Origin of the sequence: Paucibacter sp. B2R-40, assembly GCF_025717555.1 — a bacterium.
GTDB lineage: Bacteria > Pseudomonadota > Gammaproteobacteria > Burkholderiales > Burkholderiaceae_C > Paucibacter_A.
This window is the reverse complement of the sequence record NZ_JAJIRP010000001.1, coordinates 74668-95293: the sequence shown is the minus strand read 5'-3', so window position 1 is coordinate 95293 and position 20626 is coordinate 74668. Positions and strand designations below refer to the sequence as shown.

Here is a 20626-nt window from a genome sequence, read left to right as displayed (position 1 = left end):
CTTTCATCGGAATGACTTGCTAGATTCACGGATGCTCAAGGAGCAAACGTTTGCCGAAGACAGTTGCCTGAACAAGTAATACAGCGAACGCAGCTCGGATCTTTGTTGGAGCGTCCGCTCATGTTTTGGCCGCAGAGGCCCGAAAAGCTCGCCCTTTGAATCAACTCACCCGCAGGACACCTATGAAAACCCTCCACATCAAACCCAATTTGATCGCCCTCGCCCTCGCGGCGGCCTTCCCCATGCATGGCGCAATGGCGCAGAGCGCTGAAGCCCCTGTGGCCGAAGCCAAGAAGGACACCACGACGCTGAACACCGTGATCGTGACCGGCAGCCGCCGGGCCGAGAACATCCGCGATGTGCCGATGTCAATCTCGGCCATCAAGGGCGAAGAACTCGACGCCTACAACGCCAGCGGCCAAGACATTCGCGCACTCTCGGGCCGCGTGCCGAGCCTGAACATCGAATCGGATTTCGGCCGCACCTTCCCGCGTTTCTATATTCGCGGCCTGGGCAATACCGACTTCGACTTGAACGCTTCGCAGCCGGTTGGCCTGGTCTACGACGAAGTGGTGCAGGAAAGCCCGATGTTGAAGGGCTTCCCGGTCTTTGACGTGGAACAGGTTGAAGTGCTGCGCGGCCCGCAAGGCACGCTGTTCGGCCGCAACTCGCCGGCCGGTGTGATGAAGTTTGACTCGGTCAAGCCGAGCAAGCGTTTTGAGGGCTATGTCAATACCGGCTTTGGCAATAACAACGCCTTCAATCTCGAAGGTGCGGTCAATGCACCTCTGGGTGAAGATTGGGCCGTGCGGGCCGCCGTGCTGTTCCAGCGCGCCAGCGACCGCGTGCACAACCCCTTGCCCGGTGCGACCTCGGACCTGGAGGGCTACTCCGACAAGGCCGCTCGCGTTCAGGCCGCTTACAAGAATGGCGGCTTTTATGCGCTGTTCAATGTGCGCGGCCGCGACTACGAAGGCAGCGCCACGACATTCCGCGCCAACATCATCAAGCGCGGCACCAATGACATCGTCGACGGATTTGATGCCTCGAATTACCCGACCGACGGCTATAACGAGCAAACCCTCAGGTCCAGCGGCGTCAGTGCCCGTCTGCGCTGGGAGTTGAACGGCATGACGCTGCACTCAATCACCGCCTACGATACTGCCAAGTTTTACAGCCGTGGCGATGTGGACGGTGGTTTCGGCAGCCGCTTTGGCGGCATCCCTGATGGCCCGCGCTTCCCCGGCCAGCCTTCGGTGATCCCCTTCGACGCGCAGACTGCCGACGGCTTGCCCCAGCTGAAGCAGACCACCCAGGAGTTCCGCCTGCAGTCCAACACCGCCGACGCGCTGCAATGGATCGGCGGGCTGTATTTCTTCAAAGAGAAGATGACTGTTGACAGCTTCAACTTCGACTCCTTCTCGGCCGGCGACCCGCAAAATGGCTATGCCTATCAACACCAAGATGCGACCTCTTGGGCCGCCTTCGGTAGCCTTAACTACGCCGTCACCAGCGACCTGAAGATTCGCGGCGGCCTTCGTTACACCGACGACAAGAAAGACTTTGACGCCGCCCGCACGCAAACGCCGTTTGGTGGCAAGAATGCCGGCCCGTTCACGGCCAACCCGCGCTCGACCAACTGGAGCTGGGACCTGAGCGCCAACTACACGCTGAACAAGGACACCTCGCTGTTCACCCGTGTGGCCACCGGCTACCGCGCGCCGAGTATCCAGGGCCGGGTTTTGTTTGGTGACTCGATCTCGGTCGCCAACTCCGAAAAAGCCTTGTCCTTTGAGGCCGGCTTCAAGACCGATCTGCTTGACAAGACGGCCCGCATCAGCGGCACCGTGTTCAGCTACAAGGTCGATGACCTGCAGCTGACCGCCGGCAGCGGCAGCGTCAACCAGAACCGCTTGGTCAATGCCAATAAGGCGACCGGCCAAGGTTTCGAGCTTGATGCACAGGCGATTTTGGCGCGTGACTGGCGCACCACGCTGGGCCTGAGCTACACCGATACCAAGATCAAGGATGATGCACTCTTCGTGGCGCCTTGCGGCAACGCGAACTTCCAAGGTTTGGAACCTAATACAGGCTGTAATGTGCTGAACAAGGCCGGTCCCGTGGCCGGCACGGTACTGATCGGCGGCAACCCGCTGCCGCGTGCGCCGAAGTGGATTGCCAACTGGACGCTGCGCTACAGCACCGAGCTGGCGGGTGGCGACGTCTATGTCTTGACCGACTGGGCCTACAAGGACGAGTACAACATGTTCCTGTACAAGGCGACCGAGTACCGTGCCAAGTCTTCGCTGGAAGGCGGCTTGCGCGTCGGCTATGGCTGGAACAACTCCAAGTACGAAGTCTCGGCCTATGTGCGCAATATGACCAACGAGCAGCAAGTCGTTGCCGCCATCGACTTCAACAACCTGACCGGCATTATCAACGAGCCACGCAGCTACGGGCTGCAGTTCAAGGCCAGCTTCTGAGCGGCCTTTAGGCCCCTGAGCGCTGCATCTGGCCGCGCACCACAAGCCCGATCCGTCAGCCAGGATCGGGCTTTTTTTGGCCCCTACAATGTTGCGAAAGAACCTGCCATACAAGCCCATGCCCACTGTCAATACGCCCGCTCCACTTGCCCAGGAATTCGTCGCGTTCGCGGTTGAAGCCGGTGTGCTTCGCTTCGGCGAATTCAAGACCAAGGCGGGGCGCTTGAGCCCCTATTTCTTCAACGCTGGCCTGTTTGACGATGGCGCCAAGCTGGGCCGCCTGGCGCAGTTTTATGCGCAGCGCCTGATCGCCTCGGGTTTGCAATTCGACATGATCTTCGGCCCGGCGTACAAAGGCATCACGCTGGCGGCGGCGCTGTCCATCGAACTGGCGCGCTTGGGCCACAACAAGCCATTCGCCTACAACCGCAAGGAAGCCAAGGATCATGGCGAAGGCGGCACCCTGGTCGGCGCGCCGGTGCATGGCCGGGTCTTGATCATTGACGACGTGATCTCCGCCGGCACCTCGGTGCGCGAATCGATCGCGATGATCACTGCTGCCGGCGCCACGCCTTGCGGCGTCACGATCGCGCTCGACCGGCAGGAAAAGGCGGTCGAGAACGGTGTCGACAGCCCCAAGTCGGCGGTGCAATATGTGACCGAGCAACTGCATTTGCCGGTGATCGCTATCGCCGGCCTGCATGATCTGTTGGAATTCTTGAAGACCACCAGCGACGAGCGCGCCACCGCGCATGCGGGTGCGGTGCAGGCTTACCGGGATCGTTACGGGGTCTGATGGGCAAACTCACCGTCATGGTCGCCCTGGTCGCGGCCCTAGCGCCTGCTTTGTCCTGGGCACAGGCCGTGCCGGCCCCAAAGGCGGCCATCTACACCTGCACCACGGTCGATGGGCGACGCCTGACTTCGGACCGGCCCATCAGCGATTGCAATGCGGTGGAGCAACGGGTGTTGAATGCCGATGGTTCGTTGCGCTCGGTACTGCCTGCGGCGATGTCCCCCGAGCAGCGCGCTGCGCATGAGGCGCGTGAACGCAAGTTGGCCGCCGAACGCGTGGCGCAGCTGGATGCAGTGCGGCGCGATCGCAACCTGATGATGCGCTACCCGGATGAAGCCGCGCATCAGCGTGCCCGCGCGAGTTCGCTCGACGATGCCAACAAGGCGCGGCTGATCTCGGAGCACCGTATCAAGGATCTGGCCCTTGAGCGCAAGCCTTTGTTGGACGAGGCCGAGTTTTACAAGGGCAAGCCTTTGCCGGCCAAACTCAAGCGGCAGATGGACGCGAACGACGCGGCTGTCGACGCGCAAAAGCAGTTGATCGAAAACCAGAAAGCCGAGCTGGTGCGTATCGGCAGCCGCTTTGACCAAGAACTGCTGCTCTTGAAGCGGCTTTGGGCCGGTGCTGCGCCGGGCAGTCTGGGTAAGGGCGCGGCGGATGCTGCAGCGTCCGCGCCCCGCTGATTCAGCTCTCGAGCTTCTTCTTCAAGAGCTCATTGACCGCCGTCGGATTCGCCTTGCCCTTGGTGGCCTTCATCGCCTGACCGACGAGCGCATTGAAGGCCTTTTCCTTGCCGGCGCGGAACTCCTCGACCGACTTCGGATTGGCGGCCAGGACTTCGTCCAGGATGCGCTCCAATTCGGTGTTATCGCTCATCTGCTTCAAGCCCATGGACTCGATCAGCGTGTCGACACTCTGCTCAGGCCCGGTCCACAAGGCCTCGAACAGCTGACGTGCGCCATTGTTCGAGATCGTGCCGTCGCTGATGCGCGAGATCAGCGCGGCCAGCGTCGCCGCATCAACCGGGCTGCTGGACAGCGGCCGGTCTTCGTTATTGAGTCGGCGCGCGAACTCGCCCATCAGCCAGTTGGCGACCAGTTTCGGCTGACCGCAGGCCTTCGCCGCTGTCTCGAAGAAGGCGCCAAAGTCCTTGCTCTGCGTCATCATCGCCGCGTCGTAGGCAGGCAGACCGAACTCGTTCTGGAAGCGCTTGGCCATCGGCTCGGGCAGCTCAGGCATCTCGCTGCGTACCCGCTCGATCCACTCGTTAGCGATCATGAGCGGCGGCAGATCCGGGTCGGGGAAATAGCGGTAATCGGCCGCATCTTCCTTGCTGCGCATAGCCCGCGTTTCGCCCGTGTCGGGGTTGAACAGAATCGTCGCCTGCTGGATCGCGCGGCCGTCTTCCAACTCGTCGATCTGCCAATTCACCTCGTATTCGACCGCTTGCAACATGTAGCGGAAGCTGTTCAGGTTTTTGATTTCGCGACGGGTACCGTAAGGCTCACCAGGGCGGCGCACCGACACATTGACGTCGCTGCGGAACGAGCCTTCTTGCATATTGCCGTCGCACATACCCAACCACATCACCAGCGCATGCAGGGTCTTGGCGTACTCGCAGGCCTCGGCCCCGCTGCGCATTTCGGGCTCGGAGACGATCTCCAGCAGCGGCGTGCCGGCGCGGTTCAAATCGATCCCGGTCAGGCCGTGATAGTCCTCATGCAGGCTCTTGCCGGCGTCTTCTTCGAGGTGAGCACGGGTCAGGTTGACCACGTGCTTGACGTCACCGACAAAGAACTCCAGCTTCCCGCCCTGCACGACCGGGATCTCGTACTGGCTGATCTGATAACCCTTGGGCAGATCGGGGTAGAAATAGTTCTTGCGTGCAAAGATCGACAGCGGCGCGACCTTGGCGCCGACGGCCAGGCCGAAGCGGATCGCCCGCTCGACCGCGCCACGGTTCAAGACCGGCAGCGTGCCCGGCAGCGCCAGATCGACCGGCGAGGCCTGCGTGTTCGGTGCGGCGCCAAACGCGGTCGAGGAGCCGCTGAAAATTTTCGACTGGGTCGACAGCTGGACATGGTTTTCCAGGCCGATCACCACTTCATAGCCGCGAATAAGTTTGCTGTTGCTACTGCTGCTCATATTCAGATTCCCGCCGGGGCAGCCAGGTGCCAATCGGTCGCTTGTTGCAAGGCATGGGCCGCATGCAAGAGCTGACCCTCCTGGAAATAGTTGCCGAGTAACTGCAAGCCCACAGGCATGCCGCCCTCACCGACGCCGACCGGCACGCTCATGCCCGGCAGGCCGGCCAAGGAGCCGGGCAGGGTGAAGATGTCGGCCAGGTAGGCCTTGACCGGGTCATCGGCGCCTTCGCCATGCTTCCAGGCGACGGTCGGCGCGACCGGGCCGGCGATCAGATCGCATTGCGTGAAGCAGCGCTGGAAGTCGTCGGCAATCATGCGGCGCAGCTTTTGCGCCTGCAGATAGTAGGCGTCGTAATAACCGTGCGACAAGACGTAGCTGCCGATCATGATGCGGCGTTTGACTTCGGCGCCGAAACCTTCGGCACGGGTCTTTTTGTACATGTCCAGCAGATCGTCGTACTGGGCCGCGCGGTGGCCGAACTTGACGCCGTCAAAGCGGCTCAGGTTCGAGCTGGCTTCGGCCGGCGCGATGATGTAGTAGACCGGAATCGCCAACTCGGTGCGCGGCAGGCTGACGTCAACCAGGGTGGCGCCGAGCTTTTCCAGCTCCGCCAGACCGGCGCGCACGGCACCGTTGACGTCCGCCGCCAGAGCGGCCGGGAAGAACTCGAGCGGCAGGCCGATGCGCAGGCCTTTCAAGGGCTGGGCCGCCGTGGCGCCGGGCCGGACTTGCAGCATCTGTGCGTGGAAGTCTTGCGGTGGCCGCTGCACGCTGGTGGCGTCGCGCTCATCGAAGCCGCTCATCGCCGACAGCAGCAAGGCGCAGTCTTCGGCCGAGCGGGCCATCGGGCCGGCTTGGTCGAGGCTGGAGGCAAAAGCGATCATGCCGTAGCGGCTGCACACGCCATAGGTCGGCTTGATACCGCTGATGCCGGTGAAACTGGCCGGCTGGCGGATGGAGCCGCCGGTGTCGGTGCCGGTGCTGGCGGGCAGCAGGCGGGCCGCAACGGCTGCGGCTGAGCCGCCGGAGGAGCCGCCCGGTACGCGGCCATGATCCCAAGGGTTGGCCACGGGGCCAAAAGCCGAGTTCTCATTCGCCGAGCCCATCGCGAACTCGTCGCAGTTGAGCTTGCCCAACGAGATGGTGCCGGCCGCAAACAATCGCTTGATCACGGTCGCGTCGAACGGGCTGCGGTAAGACTTAAGGATCTTTGAGCCGGCCGTGGTCGGCATGTCCTTGGTGACGAAGATGTCCTTGTGCGCCAATGGAATGCCGAGCAGGGCAGCGCCGTCGCCGGCCGCGCGGCGTGCGTCAGCGGCCATCGCGGCGGCCAGTGAGGCCTCGGCGTCGGTGTGCAAAAAGCAGCCCAAGCCCTCATATTGCTTGATACGAGCCAGCAAATGCTGGGTCAGTTCCTGGCTGGAGACTTGTTTGGCGGCCAAGGCGCGGCTCAAGTCGGCCACACCCAAATCATGCAATGCTTTATTTGTCGTCGTCATTATTCGATCACCTTGGGCACCAGAAACAGGCCGTCCTCGACCGCGGGCGCGCTGCGTTGGTTCAGTTCACGTTGATTGGTCTCCGTGACCAAGTCTTCGCGCAGGCGCAGGCTCACCTCTTGCACCGCAGACAGCGGCGTGTAGAGCGGCTCGACGCCGCTGGTGTCCACCGCGCTCATCTGCTCGACGATGGAAAAGAAGCCATTGAGCTGGCCCAGCAGGGCGGCGCTCTCGGCCTCTTGCAGTTCCAGTCGGGCCAAATTGGCAATGCGGCTTACGTCTTGTGGGGTCAGGGCCATGGCAAACCAAGGAGGAAAGTGACAAAAAACAAAGCCCCAAGTTGAAGAACAAAGGGCCCGCGCTATGAAGAAATAGAGGGCGATCAGTTATTATCTATGCTTATCTCCATTGCAACGGGGCTGCGTAAGCTAAGCGGTACTTTTGAGTGCTGTGCAGGCTCAGGCAGCCTCGCTGCATATGGCGAAGCCAAGTATTCCTGTTTCACCACCCCTATCCCGCACTGGCTCACCACCAACAGCCCCGATCAACGCTTCAAGCGTGATGTGCCGGCGATCTCCAGCCCAAGGGCTCAGATGCCAAGCCCAGCGCCTTAAAAAATACCATGTTCGCCTCTCTGCGCCGCTACTTCTCCACCGACCTCGCCATCGACTTGGGCACCGCCAACACGCTGATTTACGTCCGCGGCAAAGGCATCGTGCTGGATGAGCCCTCGGTCGTCTCGATCCGCCACGAAGGCGGCCCCAACGGCAAGAAAACCATCCAGGCCGTCGGCCGCGAAGCCAAGGCCATGCTGGGCAAGGTGCCCGGCAATATCGAGGCGATCCGCCCGATGAAGGACGGCGTGATTGCCGACTTCACCGTCACCGAGCAGATGCTCAAGCAGTTCATCAAGATGGTGCACGACTCGAAGATGCTGCGCCCCAGCCCGCGCATCATCATTTGCGTGCCCTGCGGCTCGACCCAGGTGGAGCGCCGTGCGATCCGCGAATCGGCGCTCGGCGCCGGCGCTTCGCAGGTGTTTTTGATCGAAGAGCCGATGGCGGCCGCAATTGGTGCCGGCCTGCCGGTCAGCGAGGCCTCGGGCTCGATGGTGGTCGACATCGGCGGCGGCACCACCGAAGTCGGCGTGATTTCGCTCGGCGGCATGGTCTACAAGGGCAGCGTGAGGGTCGGCGGCGACAAGTTCGACGAGGCCATCATCAACTACATCCGTCGCAACTACGGCATGTTGATCGGCGAGCCCACCGCCGAAATGATCAAAAAGACCATCGGCAGCGCCTTCCCCGGCTCCGAGGTCAAGGAAATCGAAGTCAAGGGCCGCAATCTGGCCGAAGGCGTGCCGCGCAGCTTCACGATCTCGTCCAACGAGATCCTGGAGGCGCTGACCGACCCGCTGAATCAGATCGTCTCTGCGGTCAAGAATGCCTTGGAGCAAACCCCGCCTGAGCTGGGCGCCGATATTGCCGAGCGCGGCATGATGCTGACCGGCGGCGGCGCGCTGCTGCGCGATCTGGACCGCCTGCTGGCCGAGGAAACCGGTCTGCCGGTGCTGGTGGCCGAAGATCCGCTGACCTGCGTGGTGCGCGGTTGCGGCATGGCCTTGGAGCGCATGGAGCGCCTGGGTTCCATCTTCACCTACGAGTAAATAGGATGAGGCCTACTGCGCGGGCACTAGGCGTCGTTGGGCGGTGCTCGCAATCCTCACGTACCCAAAGTACGTTCCGGTTGCTGTGCTCCGGCCGCCAAGGTCAGAGACCTTGGCCCTCGGCAGGCACAAACAGTCCTCAGGACTGTTTCTGTCCGGCCTCAGCCTAGCCACCTCCGTTCGCTACGGCCCGTTAGATTCATCTTTTGAGCCATGTCCCTCGGCCCTTTTGATCGCGACACCCCACCGTTCTTTCGTCAAGGCGCTTCGGCGCTGACGAAGCTGTTGCTGTGCGCGGCGCTGGCGCTGTTTTTGATGGTGGCCGATGCGCGTTTCAAGTTGGCGGCGCCGGCGCGGGCGAGCTTGGCACTGGCCTTGCATCCTTTGCAGACCCTGTTGCTGGCGCCGGTGGACGCTTGGGAAAACCTGCAAGACTATCTGCGCGGCACCGAGAGCGCACGCGAGGCCGAGAACCTGGCGCGCCGCCAACTGGTGCAACAGGCCGAACGGCTGAGCCGCGCCGAGCAGCTGCAGTCCGAGAATCAGCGCCTGCGCGCCCTGCTGGAGTTGCGTCCCGCCGTCCAGGTCAGCTCGGTGTCGGCGGAGGTGCTGTATGAGGCGACCGATCCCTACTCGCGCCGCGTGGTCATTGACCGAGGCAGCCGTCACGGCGTGCAGCCGGGCTCACCCGTCATCAATGACAAGGGCGTGCTCGGTCAGGTCACCAGGGTTTACGGCCTCAGCGCCGAAGTGACTTTGCTGAATGACAAAGACGCGGCCATTCCAGTATTGAACTCGCGTACCCAGCAACGTAACGCAGCCTTCGGGCGCAGCGACGGCAGCGGTATGGAGTTGCGCTTTCTGGCCGCCAATGCGGATGTCAAGGAGGGCGACATCTTGGTAACGTCGGGTCTCGACGGGGTTTATCCGCCTGGCCTGCCGGTGGCGCGGGTGAGCCTGGTCGAGCGGCGCGGGGATACCAGTTTCGCCAGCGTTGGTTTGCTGCCGATCGCGCAAGCCGACAGCGCCCGCCATGTGCTGGTCTTGCAGCCGCTGGCCCAGCATGAGGCGGCGCAGGCCGAAGCTGCGGCGGCTGCGGCGGCTGAAGCCGCGTCGGCAGCGGCCGGCAAGACTGCCCGCAAGGCCGCAGCTGTGGCGGCAAAAGGAGGGCAGAAATGATCATGCCGCGTGGCTCCGGCCAGCTCTTGATGCCGGCCAATCCGCTCTTCATCGGCCTGAGTTTGATTCTGGCGCTGATGGTCGATATGGTGCCGATCGGCCGCTCGCCGGCGATGCCGGACCTGTTGGCCGTGGTGTTGGTGTTTTGGGGCGTGCACCAGCCGCGCCGCATCGGCGTCAGCTGGGCCTTTGCTTTTGGTTTGCTGGTCGATGTTCACCATGGCGCTTTGCTCGGTCAGCATGCGCTCAGCTATAGCTTGCTGAGCTTCGGTGCGGTCAGCCTGCACAGGCGCTTGCCGGGCTTTGGCCTGGTGACGCAGGCCTTCCATGTCTTGCCCTTGTTCGCGGCGGCCCATGCGGTATCGCTGCTGGTGCGCATGGCGGTGGGCGGCATGTGGCCGGGTTGGCCACTGGCCTTGGCGCCCTTGTTCGAGGCGGCGCTATGGCCGCTGGCCACCGTGTTGCTGCTGGCGCCGCAACGGCGAGCGCCGGATCGCGACGCCAATCGGCCTTTGTGAGTGGCCCTGTGAGCGGCTACTGGCGTCCGACATGACGGTGATGAAAAACATCCAGCAAGAGCTGGGCGGCTTTAGGCTGCGCTTGGTCGCGGCCGGCTTGTTCGTGCTTTTGTGCTTTGGGCTGTTGACCGCACGCTTGGTGTTTTTGCAGGTCACGCAACACGACAATCTGCTCGGCCGCGCCGAGTCCAACCGCACCACCATCGTGCCCATCGTGCCCAACCGAGGCCTGATCAAGGACCGCAATGGCGTGGTGTTGGCGAGCAACTACTCGGCCTATACGCTGGAAATTACGCCCTCCAAGGTGGACGACCTGGAGGCCACCATCGATGCCTTGGCGCAGGTGATAGAGATCCAGCCGCGCGACCGCAAACGCCTCAAACGCCTGATGAGCGAGAGCAAGAATTTCGAGTCGCTGCCGATTCGCACCAAGCTGACCGACACCGAGGTGGCCAAATTCACCGCGCAGCGCTTCCGCTTTCCCGGCGTCGAGATCAAGGCGAGGCTGTTCCGCAGCTACCCGCTGGGCGAGGTCGGCGCGCATTTGATCGGCTATATCGGCCGCATCAACCAGGCCGAGAAGAAGGCCATGGACGAGTGGGAGGAAGAAGACTTCGCCAATTACCGTGGCACCGAATACATCGGCAAGCTGGGCCTGGAGCAGGCGTATGAGCGCGAGCTGCACGGCATCACCGGCTTCGAGCAGCTGGAAACCAGCGCCGGCGGGCGCGCCGTGCGCCGGCTCGCCCACAAGCCGCCGACGCCGGGCAACACGCTGGTGCTGTCGATCGACATCCGCCTGCAGGCCTTGGTGGAGGAGCTTTACAAAGATCGCCGTGGGGCGCTGGTCGCGATTGACCCGCGCAATGGCGAGGTGCTGGCCTTTGTGTCCAAGCCGACCTTTGACCCCAACTTGTTTGTCGACGGTATCGACGCCGACAACTGGCGCGAGCTGAACGAGAACATCGACAAGCCGATGTTGAACCGGGCGATGCGCGGCACCTACCCGCCGGGCTCGACCTTCAAGCCCTTTATGGCGATGGCGGCCCTGAACTCGGGCAAGCGCTCGCCCAGCCTGGTCATCCAGGATAACCTAACGTACAGCTTCGGCGGGCGCACCTTCGGCAGCCCCGAGGTCGACCGGCCCGGCCCTAAAGACATGCGCTTGGCCATCGTCAGTTCCAGCAATGTCTACTTCTACAGCCTGGCCAATGAGATGGGGGTCGATCTGATCCATGATCAGCTGGAGCCCTTCGGCTTCGGGCGCAAGACCGAGATCGATCTGATCGGCGAGCTGACCGGCGACCTGCCGTCCACCGCCTGGAAGCGCAAGCGCTTCAAGAAGCCCGAGCAGCAAAAATGGTATGCCGGTGAAACTATTTCTTTGGGGATCGGTCAGGGATACAACAACTTCACCATGCTGCAATTGGCGACGGCCACCTCGACCCTGTCCTCGGCCGGTTTGCGCTACAAGCCGCGCTTGGTGCGCGAAATCCAGGACGTCGTCAAGCATGAGCAGCGCCGCGTGGCCAGCGACGCGCTGCCGCCGCTGCCGCTCAAGCCCGAGCAGGTCGACGTGATTCTTAACGCCATGCATGGTGTGACGGTAGAAGGCACCTCGCGCGCGGTGTTTGCCGGTGCCGGCTACAAGAGCGGCGGCAAGACCGGCACGGCGCAGGCGGTGGGACTGCGAGCTGGGGAGAAGTACAAGGACATCAAGGCCGATGAGCGCAAGCGCGACCATTCGCTCTATGTCGCCTTCGCGCCGATCGAAGCACCGACGATTGCGTTGGCGGTGATCGTCGAGAACGCCGGCTTCGGTTCGACCTCGGCCGCGCCGATTGCCCGGCGCCTGTTCGACTATGTGTTGATGGGCCAATACCCGAGCGAGGAAGACATCGTGCTGACTCAGCAAGGCAAGACCACCGCGCCGGTCGGCAAGCCGCGGGTCGCGGCCGATATGCCTTTGCCGGGCAGCGCCGCCGATGCGGCGGCAGCGGCGGCCTCGGCTGCGCCTTCTGCTTCTGCTCCTGCCTCTGCTTCCGCTCCTGCTCCTACTGTGGCAAGTTCGGCTGCCGCTGCGGCTCGGGCCGCGCCGGCAGCTTCCACAGTGAGCAAACCCGCAGTTCGACCGGCCAGTGCGCCGCCTGCCAGCGCCTTGGCCCCAGCATCCGGAGCTTCGCGATGACCGATGTGTTCAAAAAGCCCAGTCTTTGGCAGCACCTCAAGCCGATGTTCGCCGGCTTTGACATCCCGCTCTTGCTGGCCATCGCCTGGCTGATGGGCATAGGCATGGTGTCGATGTATTCGGCCGGCTTTGATCATGGCACCCGCTTCGTCGACCATGGCCGCAATATGCTGTTGTCGATCGCGGTGATCTTTCTGGTCGCGCAGATCCCGCCGCAGCGCGTGATGGCGCTGGCGATCCCGCTTTACACGGTCGGCTTGGCGCTCTTGCTGGCCACGGCGCTGTTCGGCATCACCAAGAAGGGGGCCACGCGCTGGCTCAATATTGGCGTCGTGATTCAGCCGTCTGAATTGCTGAAGATCGCCACGCCCTTGATGCTGGCCTGGTGGTTCCAAAAACGCGAGGGCGCTTTGCGCCTGCCCGACTTCATCGCCGCCTTTGTGTTGCTGCTGCTGCCGGTGGGTCTGGTGGCCAAGCAGCCCGACCTGGGCACCGCCATCTTGATCGCGGCAGCGGGCCTCTACGTGATCTTTTTTGCCGGCCTGTCCTGGCGTTTGATCTTGCCGGCCTTTGTGCTGGGTGCGGCGGCGGTCACGGCGCTCATCATGAGCGAAGAGGCGATTTGCCAGCCCGACGTGACCTGGCCAGTGCTGCGCGAGTATCAAAAGAACCGCGTCTGCACGCTGCTGGACCCGACCAAGGACCCTTTGGGCAAGGGCTTTCACATCATCCAGGGCGGCATCGCGATTGGCTCCGGCGGCATCACCGGCAAGGGTTTTATGCAGGGCACGCAAACCCACCTGGAGTTCATCCCCGAGCGCACCACCGATTTCATCTTTGCCGCTTTTGGTGAAGAGTTCGGGCTGGTCGGCGCGATGGCGCTGTTGGTCGGGTTTTCGGGCTTGATTCTGCGCGGCCTGATGATCGCGTCGAGTGCGCCGACGATGTTCTCGCGCCTGATGGGGGGCGCCGTGACGATGAGCTTCTTTACCTATGTGTTCGTCAATATGGGCATGGTCAGCGGCATCTTGCCGGTGGTCGGCGTGCCCCTGCCTTTCATCAGTTATGGCGGCACGGCGATGGTCATGCTGGGCATCAGTCTGGGGCTGTTGATGGCGATCGCCAAGAGCCGGCGTTTCAATCAGTCCTGAGCCTGCGGCGCCCTGGCTGGTCCGGCTGGGTGCGCAGCGAAGCGCACCGTGAAGCGTGCGCCCGGGCCTTGGCCCATGGCATCGTTTTGCCCCGGCCGGCGCTGGCGTGTGTCATCGAGGCTGACTTCCGCATCATGTTGCCCGGCGATCTCGCGCACGATCGCCAGCCCCAGCCCCGAGCCGTCGACATTGGTTCCCAGCGCTCGGTAAAAAGGCTGAAAGACCTTGTCGCGTTCCGACTCGGGAATGCCCGGCCCGGTGTCTTCCACCTGCAAGACGCTGACCTGGCCGAACGGGTCTTCGACCACGCGCACGGTGACGGTGCCGGCGGTCGGCGTGTAGAGCAGCGCGTTGTCGACCAGGTTGCGGATCAGCTCGCGAATCAACAGCGGATGCCCCAATACGCGCAGCCCGCTTTGCTCCTCGGCCGGGCCTTCATAGCCCAGGTCAATGCGTTTATCGAGCGCGCGCGGCACAAAGTCGCGCACCGTCTCGATCGCCAGCTCGGCCAGATTGACCTCGCTGCGCCTCGCCGCATGTTCTTTGTCCTCGGCCCGCGCCATCGCCAGCAACTGGTTGACCATATGCGCGGCGCGCTGGCTGCTCAGCGAGATTTGCTGCAGTGAGCGCTTCAGCTCGGCCGGCTCGCTATGCCCTTCGTCAATCTGCGCTTGAGCGAACTCGGCTTGCGCGCGCAGGCCGGCGAGCGGCGTTTTCAGTTGGTGGGCGGCGTCGGCCAGAAAATGCTTTTGGCTGCTGATGGATTGATCCAGCCGCGCCAGCAAATCATTGATCGCGCGCACCAGTGGTGCCACTTCATCGGGGATGCGCAGCTCGTCGATCGGACTCAGGTCGGAGCTGTCGCGTGAGCGAATGCGGCGCTGCAATTCATTCAGCGGCGCAATGCCGCGCGCCAGCGCCAGCCAGACCAGCAAGACCGCCAGTGGCAGGATCACAAACTGCGGCAGGATCACGCCCTTGATGATTTCGTTGGTCAGGCGCGAGCGTTTTCCTAATGTCTCGGCCACCTGCACCAACATGGTCTTGCTTGAGCCGGCCGTGCCTTCTGGCGCGACCCAGATGTAGGCGACGCGAACCCGCTCATTGCCGATCTCGTCGTCGCGAAAATGCAGCTCCCAGGGCACGATCTGATCTTCCTCGGGCGGCACCGGCAGAGACGCGTCGCCGTTCAGCAGCTCACCGCTCAGGCCCAGCACCTGGTAGAACACGGTGTCGGTTTCATCGGCGCGCAGGAGCGCCGCCGCTTCGGGCGCCAGCGCGTACTTGGAGCGCCCGCCGCGCAGATTGGGCTCGGCGGCGGCAACTTGCAGGCCCAGCGTGCGCGCCATCTCGCCGAGCTCGCGGTCATAGGGCTTGCTGGCGATGCCTTGCGCGACCAGCCAGGTCAGCGCCACGCTGATCGGCCAGATCAGCAGCAGCGGCGCCAGCATCCAGTCGAGGATCTCGCCAAACAGCGAGCGCTGACCCTTTTCTGCCGGATCAGCGCTCATTCGGCCTTGTCCGGATCACAGCGCCGGGCCGCCCCAAGCAAGGCCCGACCCTCTCGGAGGGTCGATGGCTGTAAGCGGCCATCGGGGTGCCCCATGTCATCAGGGGGCGATTTTCTCTAGGCAATAGCCAAGGCCGCGCACGGTGGCGATGCGGATCGGCCCCTGCTCGATCTTCTTGCGCAGGCGGTGGATATAGACTTCGATGGCGTTATTGCTGACTTCTTCACCCCATTCACACAGGCGTTCCACCAACTGGTCCTTGCTGACCAGCCGGCCGGCGCGCTGCAGCAGCACTTCTAGCAGGCTCAGCTCGCGCGCCGACAGCTCGATCATCTGGTCATTGATATAGGCCACCCGCCCGGTTGCATCAAAGCTCAAGGGGCCATGCTTGATGACGCTGGACGCCGTGCCAAGGCCGCGCCGGGTCAAGGCCCGCACACGTGCTTCGAGCTCCTGCAGCGAGAAGGGCTTGGCCATGAAGTCGTCGGCCCCAAAGTCCAGGCCTTTGACGCGCTGCTCGACGCTGTCGGCCGCCGTTAAAATCAACACCGGCATCGAGGAGCCGCGCGCACGCAGCTTGCGCAAGACCTCCAGGCCATGCAGCTTGGGCAGACCCAGATCGAGAATCACCAGATCGAACTCATGCGAGGCCAGGGCGGCGTCGGCCTCGCTGCCATTGCTGACTTGATCGACCGCATAGCCGGAGGCGCGCAGCGAACGCAGCAGCGCATCGGCCAGCACTTGATCATCTTCCGCAATCAGGATGCGCATCGGGTGTCTCCGTTCTTGATCTTTGGTGAGCGCATTCTAGGAGGCCGCAGCTTCCGGGGCGAAATGGAGATCATGCCGCGCAGGTCGGCCCGCCCGCCTCGGCACATGCAGACTTGCTCAGGCCGGCTTAGGGTTAGCCAGAAATGCCAGAACGCAGCGCTTGGCATATATTATGAAAGCGCTTTCAAAAAAGATAGACGGAGACAAATCTGATGCCAGCAAGAACCGCCTCGCTGCAACCGCCGGGGCCGACGCGTCGTGCGCTGCTCGCAGGTGGCGCGGCCGGAGCCTTGCTGGCTTTGGGTGCTGCCGACCGGGCAGGTGCGACTGCGACTGCGAGTGCGAGTGCGAGTGCGACTGCGGAGGCGGGGGCCGGCGCAAGCATCACGCTGACGGTCGCTGCCTTCCCACTCGTCGACGAAATCGCCCGTGCGGCCATTCCTGCCTGGCAGCGCCTGCACCCGCAGGTGCACATCAAGGTCGTCACGCGCCAATACGCTGACCACCACACCGCCATGATCACGGCGCTGTCTACCGCCGTGCTGCTGCCCGACGTGCTGGCGCTGGAGTCCAGCAAGCTCGGCCGCTTTGCTCAGGGCGGCGGGCTGGAGAACCTGGCACAAGCGCCCTATGACTTGGGCCGCTATCGCCAGCTGTTGGTGCCTTATGCCTTTGATCAAGCGCTGGCCCGCAACGGCGCCGTCGTCGCGGTGCCGACCGATATCGGCCCCGGCACCCTGCTCTATCGCCAAGACATTCTGGCTCGCGCCGGCGTCGACGCCGCTGAGCTAACGCGTTCCTGGGACGGCTATGTCGCCGCCGGCGCCCGCATCAAAAAGCTGACCGGCGCCTATTTAATCGCCCATGTGCAGGAAATCAAAGACATCTTGATCCGCACCGGCATTCAGCCCGGCGAGGGCCTCTATTTCGACCAAGACTCCCGCGTGCTGGTCACCTCGGCGCGATTTGTGCGCGCTTTTGAAGTGGCGCTCCAGGTCCGCAGGCAGGGGCTGGATGCGCGCGTCACCGCCTGGTCGAATGAATGGGCCGAGGGCTTCAAACGCGGCACGCTGGCCACCGAGCTGTCGGGTGCCTGGTTGGTCGGCCAGCTGAGCAACTGGATCGCGCCGCAAACAGCAGGCTTGTGGCGTGCGTCCGAGCTGCCCGAGGGCGCCAACGCGGGCTATGGCGGCGCCTTTTATGCGATGCCGCGCAAGGCCGAACCGGCCCGCAAGCTGCTGGCCTGGCAGTTCATCCAGCTGATGACGCTGGACCGCGAGCGCCAGTTGACCGCCTTCAAAACGCATGATGCCTTCCCGGCCCTGCTGGCCACGCATGAAGACCCGTTTTTTGACGCGCCGGTGGCATTTCTGGGCGGCCAGCCCGCAAGGCAGTTGTGGCGGCGGGCGGCGCGACGCATCAGCGCCGCGCCGGTGCACAAGCAAGACCCTTTTGCCGATGAAGTGATTGGCACCGAACTCGACAATGTCTTGAACCGTGGCAAGTCGATTCGCAGCGCGCTCGCCGACGCCCACGCCCTGCTTGAGCGGCGCGCCCACCGATGAACTCCAACTCAACTCAGCTCACCATGCCGACTCCCTTCACCCAATTCATTGCCCAACGCCGCTGCTGGACACCCTTGATCGCCGGCCTGGCCCTGGCCGCCTGCGGTTCGGGCGGGGCTGATGTGGCGCCCGCGCCTGCTCAGACACCGGCACCACCAGCGCAAACGCAAATGCAAACGCTCAGCGTCCCGGCCAGCTACAAGTTGGTCTGGTCCGATGAATTCGACCGAGCCGGCCTGCCGGACCCGGCCAAATGGGCCTATGACACCGGCATGAACAAGCAGGGCTGGCACAACAAGGAGCTGCAGTACTACAGCCATGCGCGGGCGGAGAACTCGGCCGTGCAAGACGGCAAGCTCATCATCACCGCGCGCTTGGAGGCCATGGACAAGCAAGCCGACTGGGGCGGCCAACGCTACAGCTCGGCCCGCCTGATCACCGCCGGCAAAGCCGAGTGGACCTACGGCTTCTTCGAGATCCGCGCCAAGCTGCCTTGCGGCAAGGGCAGTTGGCCGGCGATCTGGATGTTGGCCAGCCAGGGCGAATGGCCAGCCGGCGGCGAGCTGGACATCATGGAGCAGATCGGCAACGAGCCCACCAAGGTCTTCAGCACCGTCCACACCACGGCCGGCAGCGGCGCCCATGGCAAGGGCGGCGAGACCCAGGTCGCTGGCGCCTGCAGCGCCTTCCATAACTACCAGATGCATTGGACGGCGGAGGGCGTGCGCTTTGGCATCGACGGCAAGCCCCATGCCGTCTACCCCAACGCCAAGACCGGCAAGGCTGCCTGGCCTTTCGACGCGCCGCAGTTCTTGATTCTGAATATTGCCATCGGCGGCGATCTCGGCGGTGCTGTCGATGACGCCGCATTGCCCATACGCATGGAAGTCGAGCATGTGCGCGTCTATCAGCAAGCCCAGTAAGCGACGCATCGTAGCGGGCTTCTTGCTCCTGAGCGGACTGCTAACCATGAACCTGCACGCCCAAGCAGCGCCGGTCGAGATCAAGCCACGCGGCAGCCAGATCGCCGGCCCGGCGCAAGAAGACCGCGGCGAGCCCGACTGGCAGGCGCGCATGAACAACTGGCAGCGTGACAGTGCCGGTGAGTTTGAGCCCTGGCTGCAGGCGATGCGCGTCTGGCGGCAGCAGCAGCTCAAGGCGATCGGCTACGAGGATGCGCAATACCGCCGCCCCGAGCTGCTCTGGACGCAGCGCAATTTCGTGCAGCCGCAAGCGATGATGGAGGACCGCTATCTCTACGACCCACAAGCGCGGCGCTACACACCCGAGCGCTACCTCGCCGACCTGAATCAGCGCTATGGCGGCATCGACAGCGTGTTGCTGTGGCCGGTCTATCCGAATATCGGCATCGACGACCGCAACCAATGGGATATGTTGCGCGACCTGCCCGGCGGTCTGCCGGCGCTGCGTCAGCTGGTCAAGGATTTTCAAAGCCGAGGTGTACGCGTGTTGCTTCCCGTCCTGCCCTGGGACAACGGCTCGCGCGACGAGGGTCGGCCCATGCCCGAAGCCATCGCCGCGCTGCTGGCCGAGATCGGCGCCGACGGCATCAATGGCGACACCATGGACGGCCTGCCGCTGGCCTACCGCAAGGCGGCCGACGCGAGTGGCCGGGCTTTGCTGCTGCAGCCCGAGCTGTCCTTCAAGGACGAGGCGATGCTGGCCTTCAATCAGCAGAGCTGGGGTTATTGGGAGACGCCGTTTGTGCCTATGGTCAGCAAATGGAAATGGTTGGAGCCGCGCCATCTGATCCATGTCAGCGACCGCTGGGCCACCGACCGCCACAACATCATGCAAGCGGCCTTGTTCAACGGCGCTGGCATCCAGAGCTGGGAGAACATCTGGGGTTGGTGGAACCAATTCACGCCGCGCGATGCCGAGGCACTGCGCCGCATCGCGAACATCTACCGCGCCGTGCCCGAGCTGCTGAACAGCCCGGATTGGGTGCCGCATCTGCCGACGCAGCATTACGGCGTCTACGCGAGCAGCTTCTCAGGCAGCATTGCAGGACAAGGCCGCACGCTGTGGACACTGGTCAACCGCAATGCCTTTGCGCTCGATGAGGCCATCATCAAGCTGGCCCATCAGCCGGGACGGCGCTATTTCGATCTGTGGCGCGGTGTGGAGCTAGCGGCCAAGGTCAGCGGTTCCGAGGCTGTGTTGAGCTTAGCGATGGAGCCGCTCGGTTACGGTGCGGTGCTCGGTCTGGACGGCGGCGCATTGCCGGCCGATCTTGCGGCATTCTTAACAGCGCAGCAGGCTCGGGCCAGCCAGCCCTTGAGCGCCTACTCCGCCGAATGGAAGCCGCTGCCGCAGGCGATGCTGCCAATTGCCGCTACAAGGCCTGCCAGCCAGGCACCTAGCGGCATGGTGATGATCCCCGCCGGCGAGTTTGACTTTCGCGTCACCGGTGTCGAGATCGAAGGCGAGAACCGCCCCGGCATGGATGTGCAATACCCCTGGGAGGCTTTGCCCCGGCGCGCCCATCTGCACCGCATGGCGATCAAGCGCTTCTTCATCGATCGCCACCCGGTCACCAACACCCAGTTCAAGGCCTTCATCGACGCCGCCGGCTACCAGCCCGCCGATGCACATAACTTCCTGAAAGCATGGGGCGGGCCCAGTCCAAAGCCGGGCGATGCCCAGCGCCCCGTCACCTGGGTGTCGATCGAAGACGCGCGCGCCTATTGCCAATGGGCCGGCAAGCGTCTGCCGCATGAGTGGGAGTGGCAATACGCGGCGCAAGGCAGCGACGGGCGCCTCTACCCCTGGGGCAATCAATGGCTGGCCGCCGCTGCACCCACGCCCGCCACCGAGCGGGACATGCCGCCGCCCGCCCCGGTCGGCACGCACCCCTTGGGCGCCGGCCCGTTTGGGGTCGAGGACCTGGTGGGCTTGGTCTGGCAATGGACCGATGAATTCGCCGACGAGCACACCCGCGCAGCCGTGCTGCGCGGCGGCAGCTACTATCGGCCCCAAGGCTCGCACTGGTACTTCCCGTCGGCCTTGAAGCTGAACGAACATGGCAAATACCTGCTGATGGCGCCGTCCAAAGACCGGGCCGGCACCATCGGTTTTCGCTGTGTGATGGATGGGGGTTGAAGCCGTTATTTTTTGAAAGGCTGGAACT

Annotated in this window: 16 protein-coding genes; 11 read left to right on the top strand and 5 right to left on the bottom strand. The window is 63.6% G+C overall.

Annotated features, from left to right (window positions below):
* The first annotated feature begins 182 nt into the window (after positions 1–182).
* From LNV09_RS00375 to LNV09_RS00365, 3 genes are all read left to right on the top strand, one after another.
* Positions 183–2483: a TonB-dependent receptor gene (locus tag LNV09_RS00375; RefSeq protein WP_263555089.1), complete on the top strand. Its 2301-nt coding sequence runs from the start codon at positions 183–185 to the stop codon at positions 2481–2483.
* A 118-nt stretch (positions 2484–2601) separates the two neighbouring features.
* On the top strand, positions 2602–3279 hold the full coding sequence (gene pyrE, locus LNV09_RS00370) for an orotate phosphoribosyltransferase (protein WP_263555088.1): 678 nt from the start codon (positions 2602–2604) through the stop codon (positions 3277–3279).
* A complete protein-coding gene (locus LNV09_RS00365; RefSeq protein ID WP_263555087.1) occupies positions 3279–3962 on the top strand; it encodes a hypothetical protein in 684 nt (227 codons plus the stop codon). The genes pyrE and LNV09_RS00365 overlap by 1 nt, the downstream gene beginning before the upstream one ends.
* 1 nt (position 3963) lies before the next feature.
* On the opposite strand, the gene gatB is transcribed toward LNV09_RS00365, so the two are convergent.
* From gatB to gatC, 3 genes are read right to left on the bottom strand one after another with little or no spacing between them, the layout of a single operon-like run.
* Entirely contained in the window at positions 3964–5424 is a 1461-nt protein-coding gene (gene gatB, locus LNV09_RS00360; RefSeq protein WP_263555086.1) for an Asp-tRNA(Asn)/Glu-tRNA(Gln) amidotransferase subunit GatB, read from the bottom strand.
* 2 nt (positions 5425–5426) lie between these two features.
* The gene (gene gatA, locus LNV09_RS00355; RefSeq protein WP_263555085.1) at positions 5427–6926 is read right to left on the bottom strand and encodes an Asp-tRNA(Asn)/Glu-tRNA(Gln) amidotransferase subunit GatA; all 1500 of its coding nucleotides are present in this window, start codon (positions 6924–6926) and stop codon (positions 5427–5429) included.
* Positions 6926–7225, bottom strand: coding sequence for an Asp-tRNA(Asn)/Glu-tRNA(Gln) amidotransferase subunit GatC (gatC, locus tag LNV09_RS00350; RefSeq protein WP_263555084.1), 300 nt, complete (start codon positions 7223–7225; stop codon positions 6926–6928). The genes gatA and gatC overlap by 1 nt, the downstream gene beginning before the upstream one ends.
* A gap of 323 nt (positions 7226–7548) precedes the next feature.
* On the opposite strand from gatC, the gene LNV09_RS00345 reads away from it, so the two are divergent.
* The 5 genes from LNV09_RS00345 (at position 7549) to rodA (ending at position 13628) form a co-directional block, all read left to right on the top strand.
* Complete coding sequence (locus tag LNV09_RS00345; protein WP_263555083.1) at positions 7549–8592, top strand: rod shape-determining protein; 1044 nt, start codon at positions 7549–7551, stop codon at positions 8590–8592.
* Positions 8593–8805: 213 nt separating this feature from the next.
* Positions 8806–9771: a rod shape-determining protein MreC gene (gene mreC / locus LNV09_RS00340; RefSeq protein ID WP_263555082.1), complete on the top strand. Its 966-nt coding sequence runs from the start codon at positions 8806–8808 to the stop codon at positions 9769–9771.
* Entirely contained in the window at positions 9768–10289 is a 522-nt protein-coding gene (gene mreD, locus LNV09_RS00335) for a rod shape-determining protein MreD (protein ID WP_263555081.1), read from the top strand. The genes mreC and mreD overlap by 4 nt, the downstream gene beginning before the upstream one ends.
* Before the next feature lie 31 nt (positions 10290–10320).
* On the top strand, positions 10321–12477 hold the full coding sequence (mrdA, locus tag LNV09_RS00330; protein WP_263555080.1) for a penicillin-binding protein 2: 2157 nt from the start codon (positions 10321–10323) through the stop codon (positions 12475–12477).
* A complete protein-coding gene (rodA, locus tag LNV09_RS00325) occupies positions 12474–13628 on the top strand; it encodes a rod shape-determining protein RodA (RefSeq protein WP_263555079.1) in 1155 nt (384 codons plus the stop codon). Before mrdA ends, rodA begins: the two co-directional genes overlap by 4 nt.
* Here rodA and LNV09_RS00320 read toward each other — a convergent pair.
* Together LNV09_RS00320 and LNV09_RS00315 are read right to left on the bottom strand one after the other, a co-directional pair.
* Positions 13619–15139, bottom strand: coding sequence for a sensor histidine kinase (locus tag LNV09_RS00320; protein ID WP_263555078.1), 1521 nt, complete (start codon positions 15137–15139; stop codon positions 13619–13621). The genes rodA and LNV09_RS00320 overlap by 10 nt on opposite strands.
* A 99-nt stretch (positions 15140–15238) precedes the next feature.
* The gene (locus LNV09_RS00315) at positions 15239–15910 is read right to left on the bottom strand and encodes a response regulator (RefSeq protein WP_263532891.1); all 672 of its coding nucleotides are present in this window, start codon (positions 15908–15910) and stop codon (positions 15239–15241) included.
* A 212-nt stretch (positions 15911–16122) separates the two neighbouring features.
* On the opposite strand from LNV09_RS00315, the gene LNV09_RS00310 reads away from it, so the two are divergent.
* Genes LNV09_RS00310 through LNV09_RS00300 form a run of 3 tightly spaced genes read left to right on the top strand, consistent with a single transcriptional unit; the run spans position 16123 to position 20598 of the window.
* Positions 16123–17475 (top strand): ABC transporter substrate-binding protein, encoded by a 1353-nt coding sequence (locus tag LNV09_RS00310; RefSeq protein WP_263555077.1) that lies wholly within the window; start codon positions 16123–16125, stop codon positions 17473–17475.
* 23 nt (positions 17476–17498) lie between these two features.
* Positions 17499–18398 (top strand): glycoside hydrolase family 16 protein, encoded by a 900-nt coding sequence (locus tag LNV09_RS00305; RefSeq protein WP_263555076.1) that lies wholly within the window; start codon positions 17499–17501, stop codon positions 18396–18398.
* Between the two features lie 46 nt (positions 18399–18444).
* On the top strand, positions 18445–20598 hold the full coding sequence (locus LNV09_RS00300) for a formylglycine-generating enzyme family protein (protein WP_263555075.1): 2154 nt from the start codon (positions 18445–18447) through the stop codon (positions 20596–20598).
* Positions 20599–20626: the final 28 nt, after the last annotated feature.

Bases quoted from the DNA above. Each gene is read 5' to 3' on its own strand.
- LNV09_RS00375 (WP_263555089.1), top strand. From the start codon at position 183: ATGAAAACCCTCCACATCAAACCCAATTTGATCGCCCTCGCCCTCGCG.
- pyrE (WP_263555088.1), top strand. From the start codon at position 2,602: ATGCCCACTGTCAATACGCCCGCTCCACTTGCCCAGGAATTCGTCGCG.
- LNV09_RS00365 (WP_263555087.1), top strand. From the start codon at position 3,279: ATGGGCAAACTCACCGTCATGGTCGCCCTGGTCGCGGCCCTAGCGCCT.
- gatB (WP_263555086.1), bottom strand. From the start codon at position 5,424: ATGAGCAGCAGTAGCAACAGCAAACTTATTCGCGGCTATGAAGTGGTG.
- gatA (WP_263555085.1), bottom strand. From the start codon at position 6,926: ATGACGACGACAAATAAAGCATTGCATGATTTGGGTGTGGCCGACTTG.
- gatC (WP_263555084.1), bottom strand. From the start codon at position 7,225: ATGGCCCTGACCCCACAAGACGTAAGCCGCATTGCCAATTTGGCCCGA.
- LNV09_RS00345 (WP_263555083.1), top strand. From the start codon at position 7,549: ATGTTCGCCTCTCTGCGCCGCTACTTCTCCACCGACCTCGCCATCGAC.
- mreC (WP_263555082.1), top strand. From the start codon at position 8,806: ATGTCCCTCGGCCCTTTTGATCGCGACACCCCACCGTTCTTTCGTCAA.
- mreD (WP_263555081.1), top strand. From the start codon at position 9,768: ATGATCATGCCGCGTGGCTCCGGCCAGCTCTTGATGCCGGCCAATCCG.
- mrdA (WP_263555080.1), top strand. From the start codon at position 10,321: ATGACGGTGATGAAAAACATCCAGCAAGAGCTGGGCGGCTTTAGGCTG.
- rodA (WP_263555079.1), top strand. From the start codon at position 12,474: ATGACCGATGTGTTCAAAAAGCCCAGTCTTTGGCAGCACCTCAAGCCG.
- LNV09_RS00320 (WP_263555078.1), bottom strand. From the start codon at position 15,139: ATGAGCGCTGATCCGGCAGAAAAGGGTCAGCGCTCGCTGTTTGGCGAG.
- LNV09_RS00315 (WP_263532891.1), bottom strand. From the start codon at position 15,910: ATGCGCATCCTGATTGCGGAAGATGATCAAGTGCTGGCCGATGCGCTG.
- LNV09_RS00310 (WP_263555077.1), top strand. From the start codon at position 16,123: ATGCCAGCAAGAACCGCCTCGCTGCAACCGCCGGGGCCGACGCGTCGT.
- LNV09_RS00305 (WP_263555076.1), top strand. From the start codon at position 17,499: ATGCCGACTCCCTTCACCCAATTCATTGCCCAACGCCGCTGCTGGACA.
- LNV09_RS00300 (WP_263555075.1), top strand. From the start codon at position 18,445: ATGAACCTGCACGCCCAAGCAGCGCCGGTCGAGATCAAGCCACGCGGC.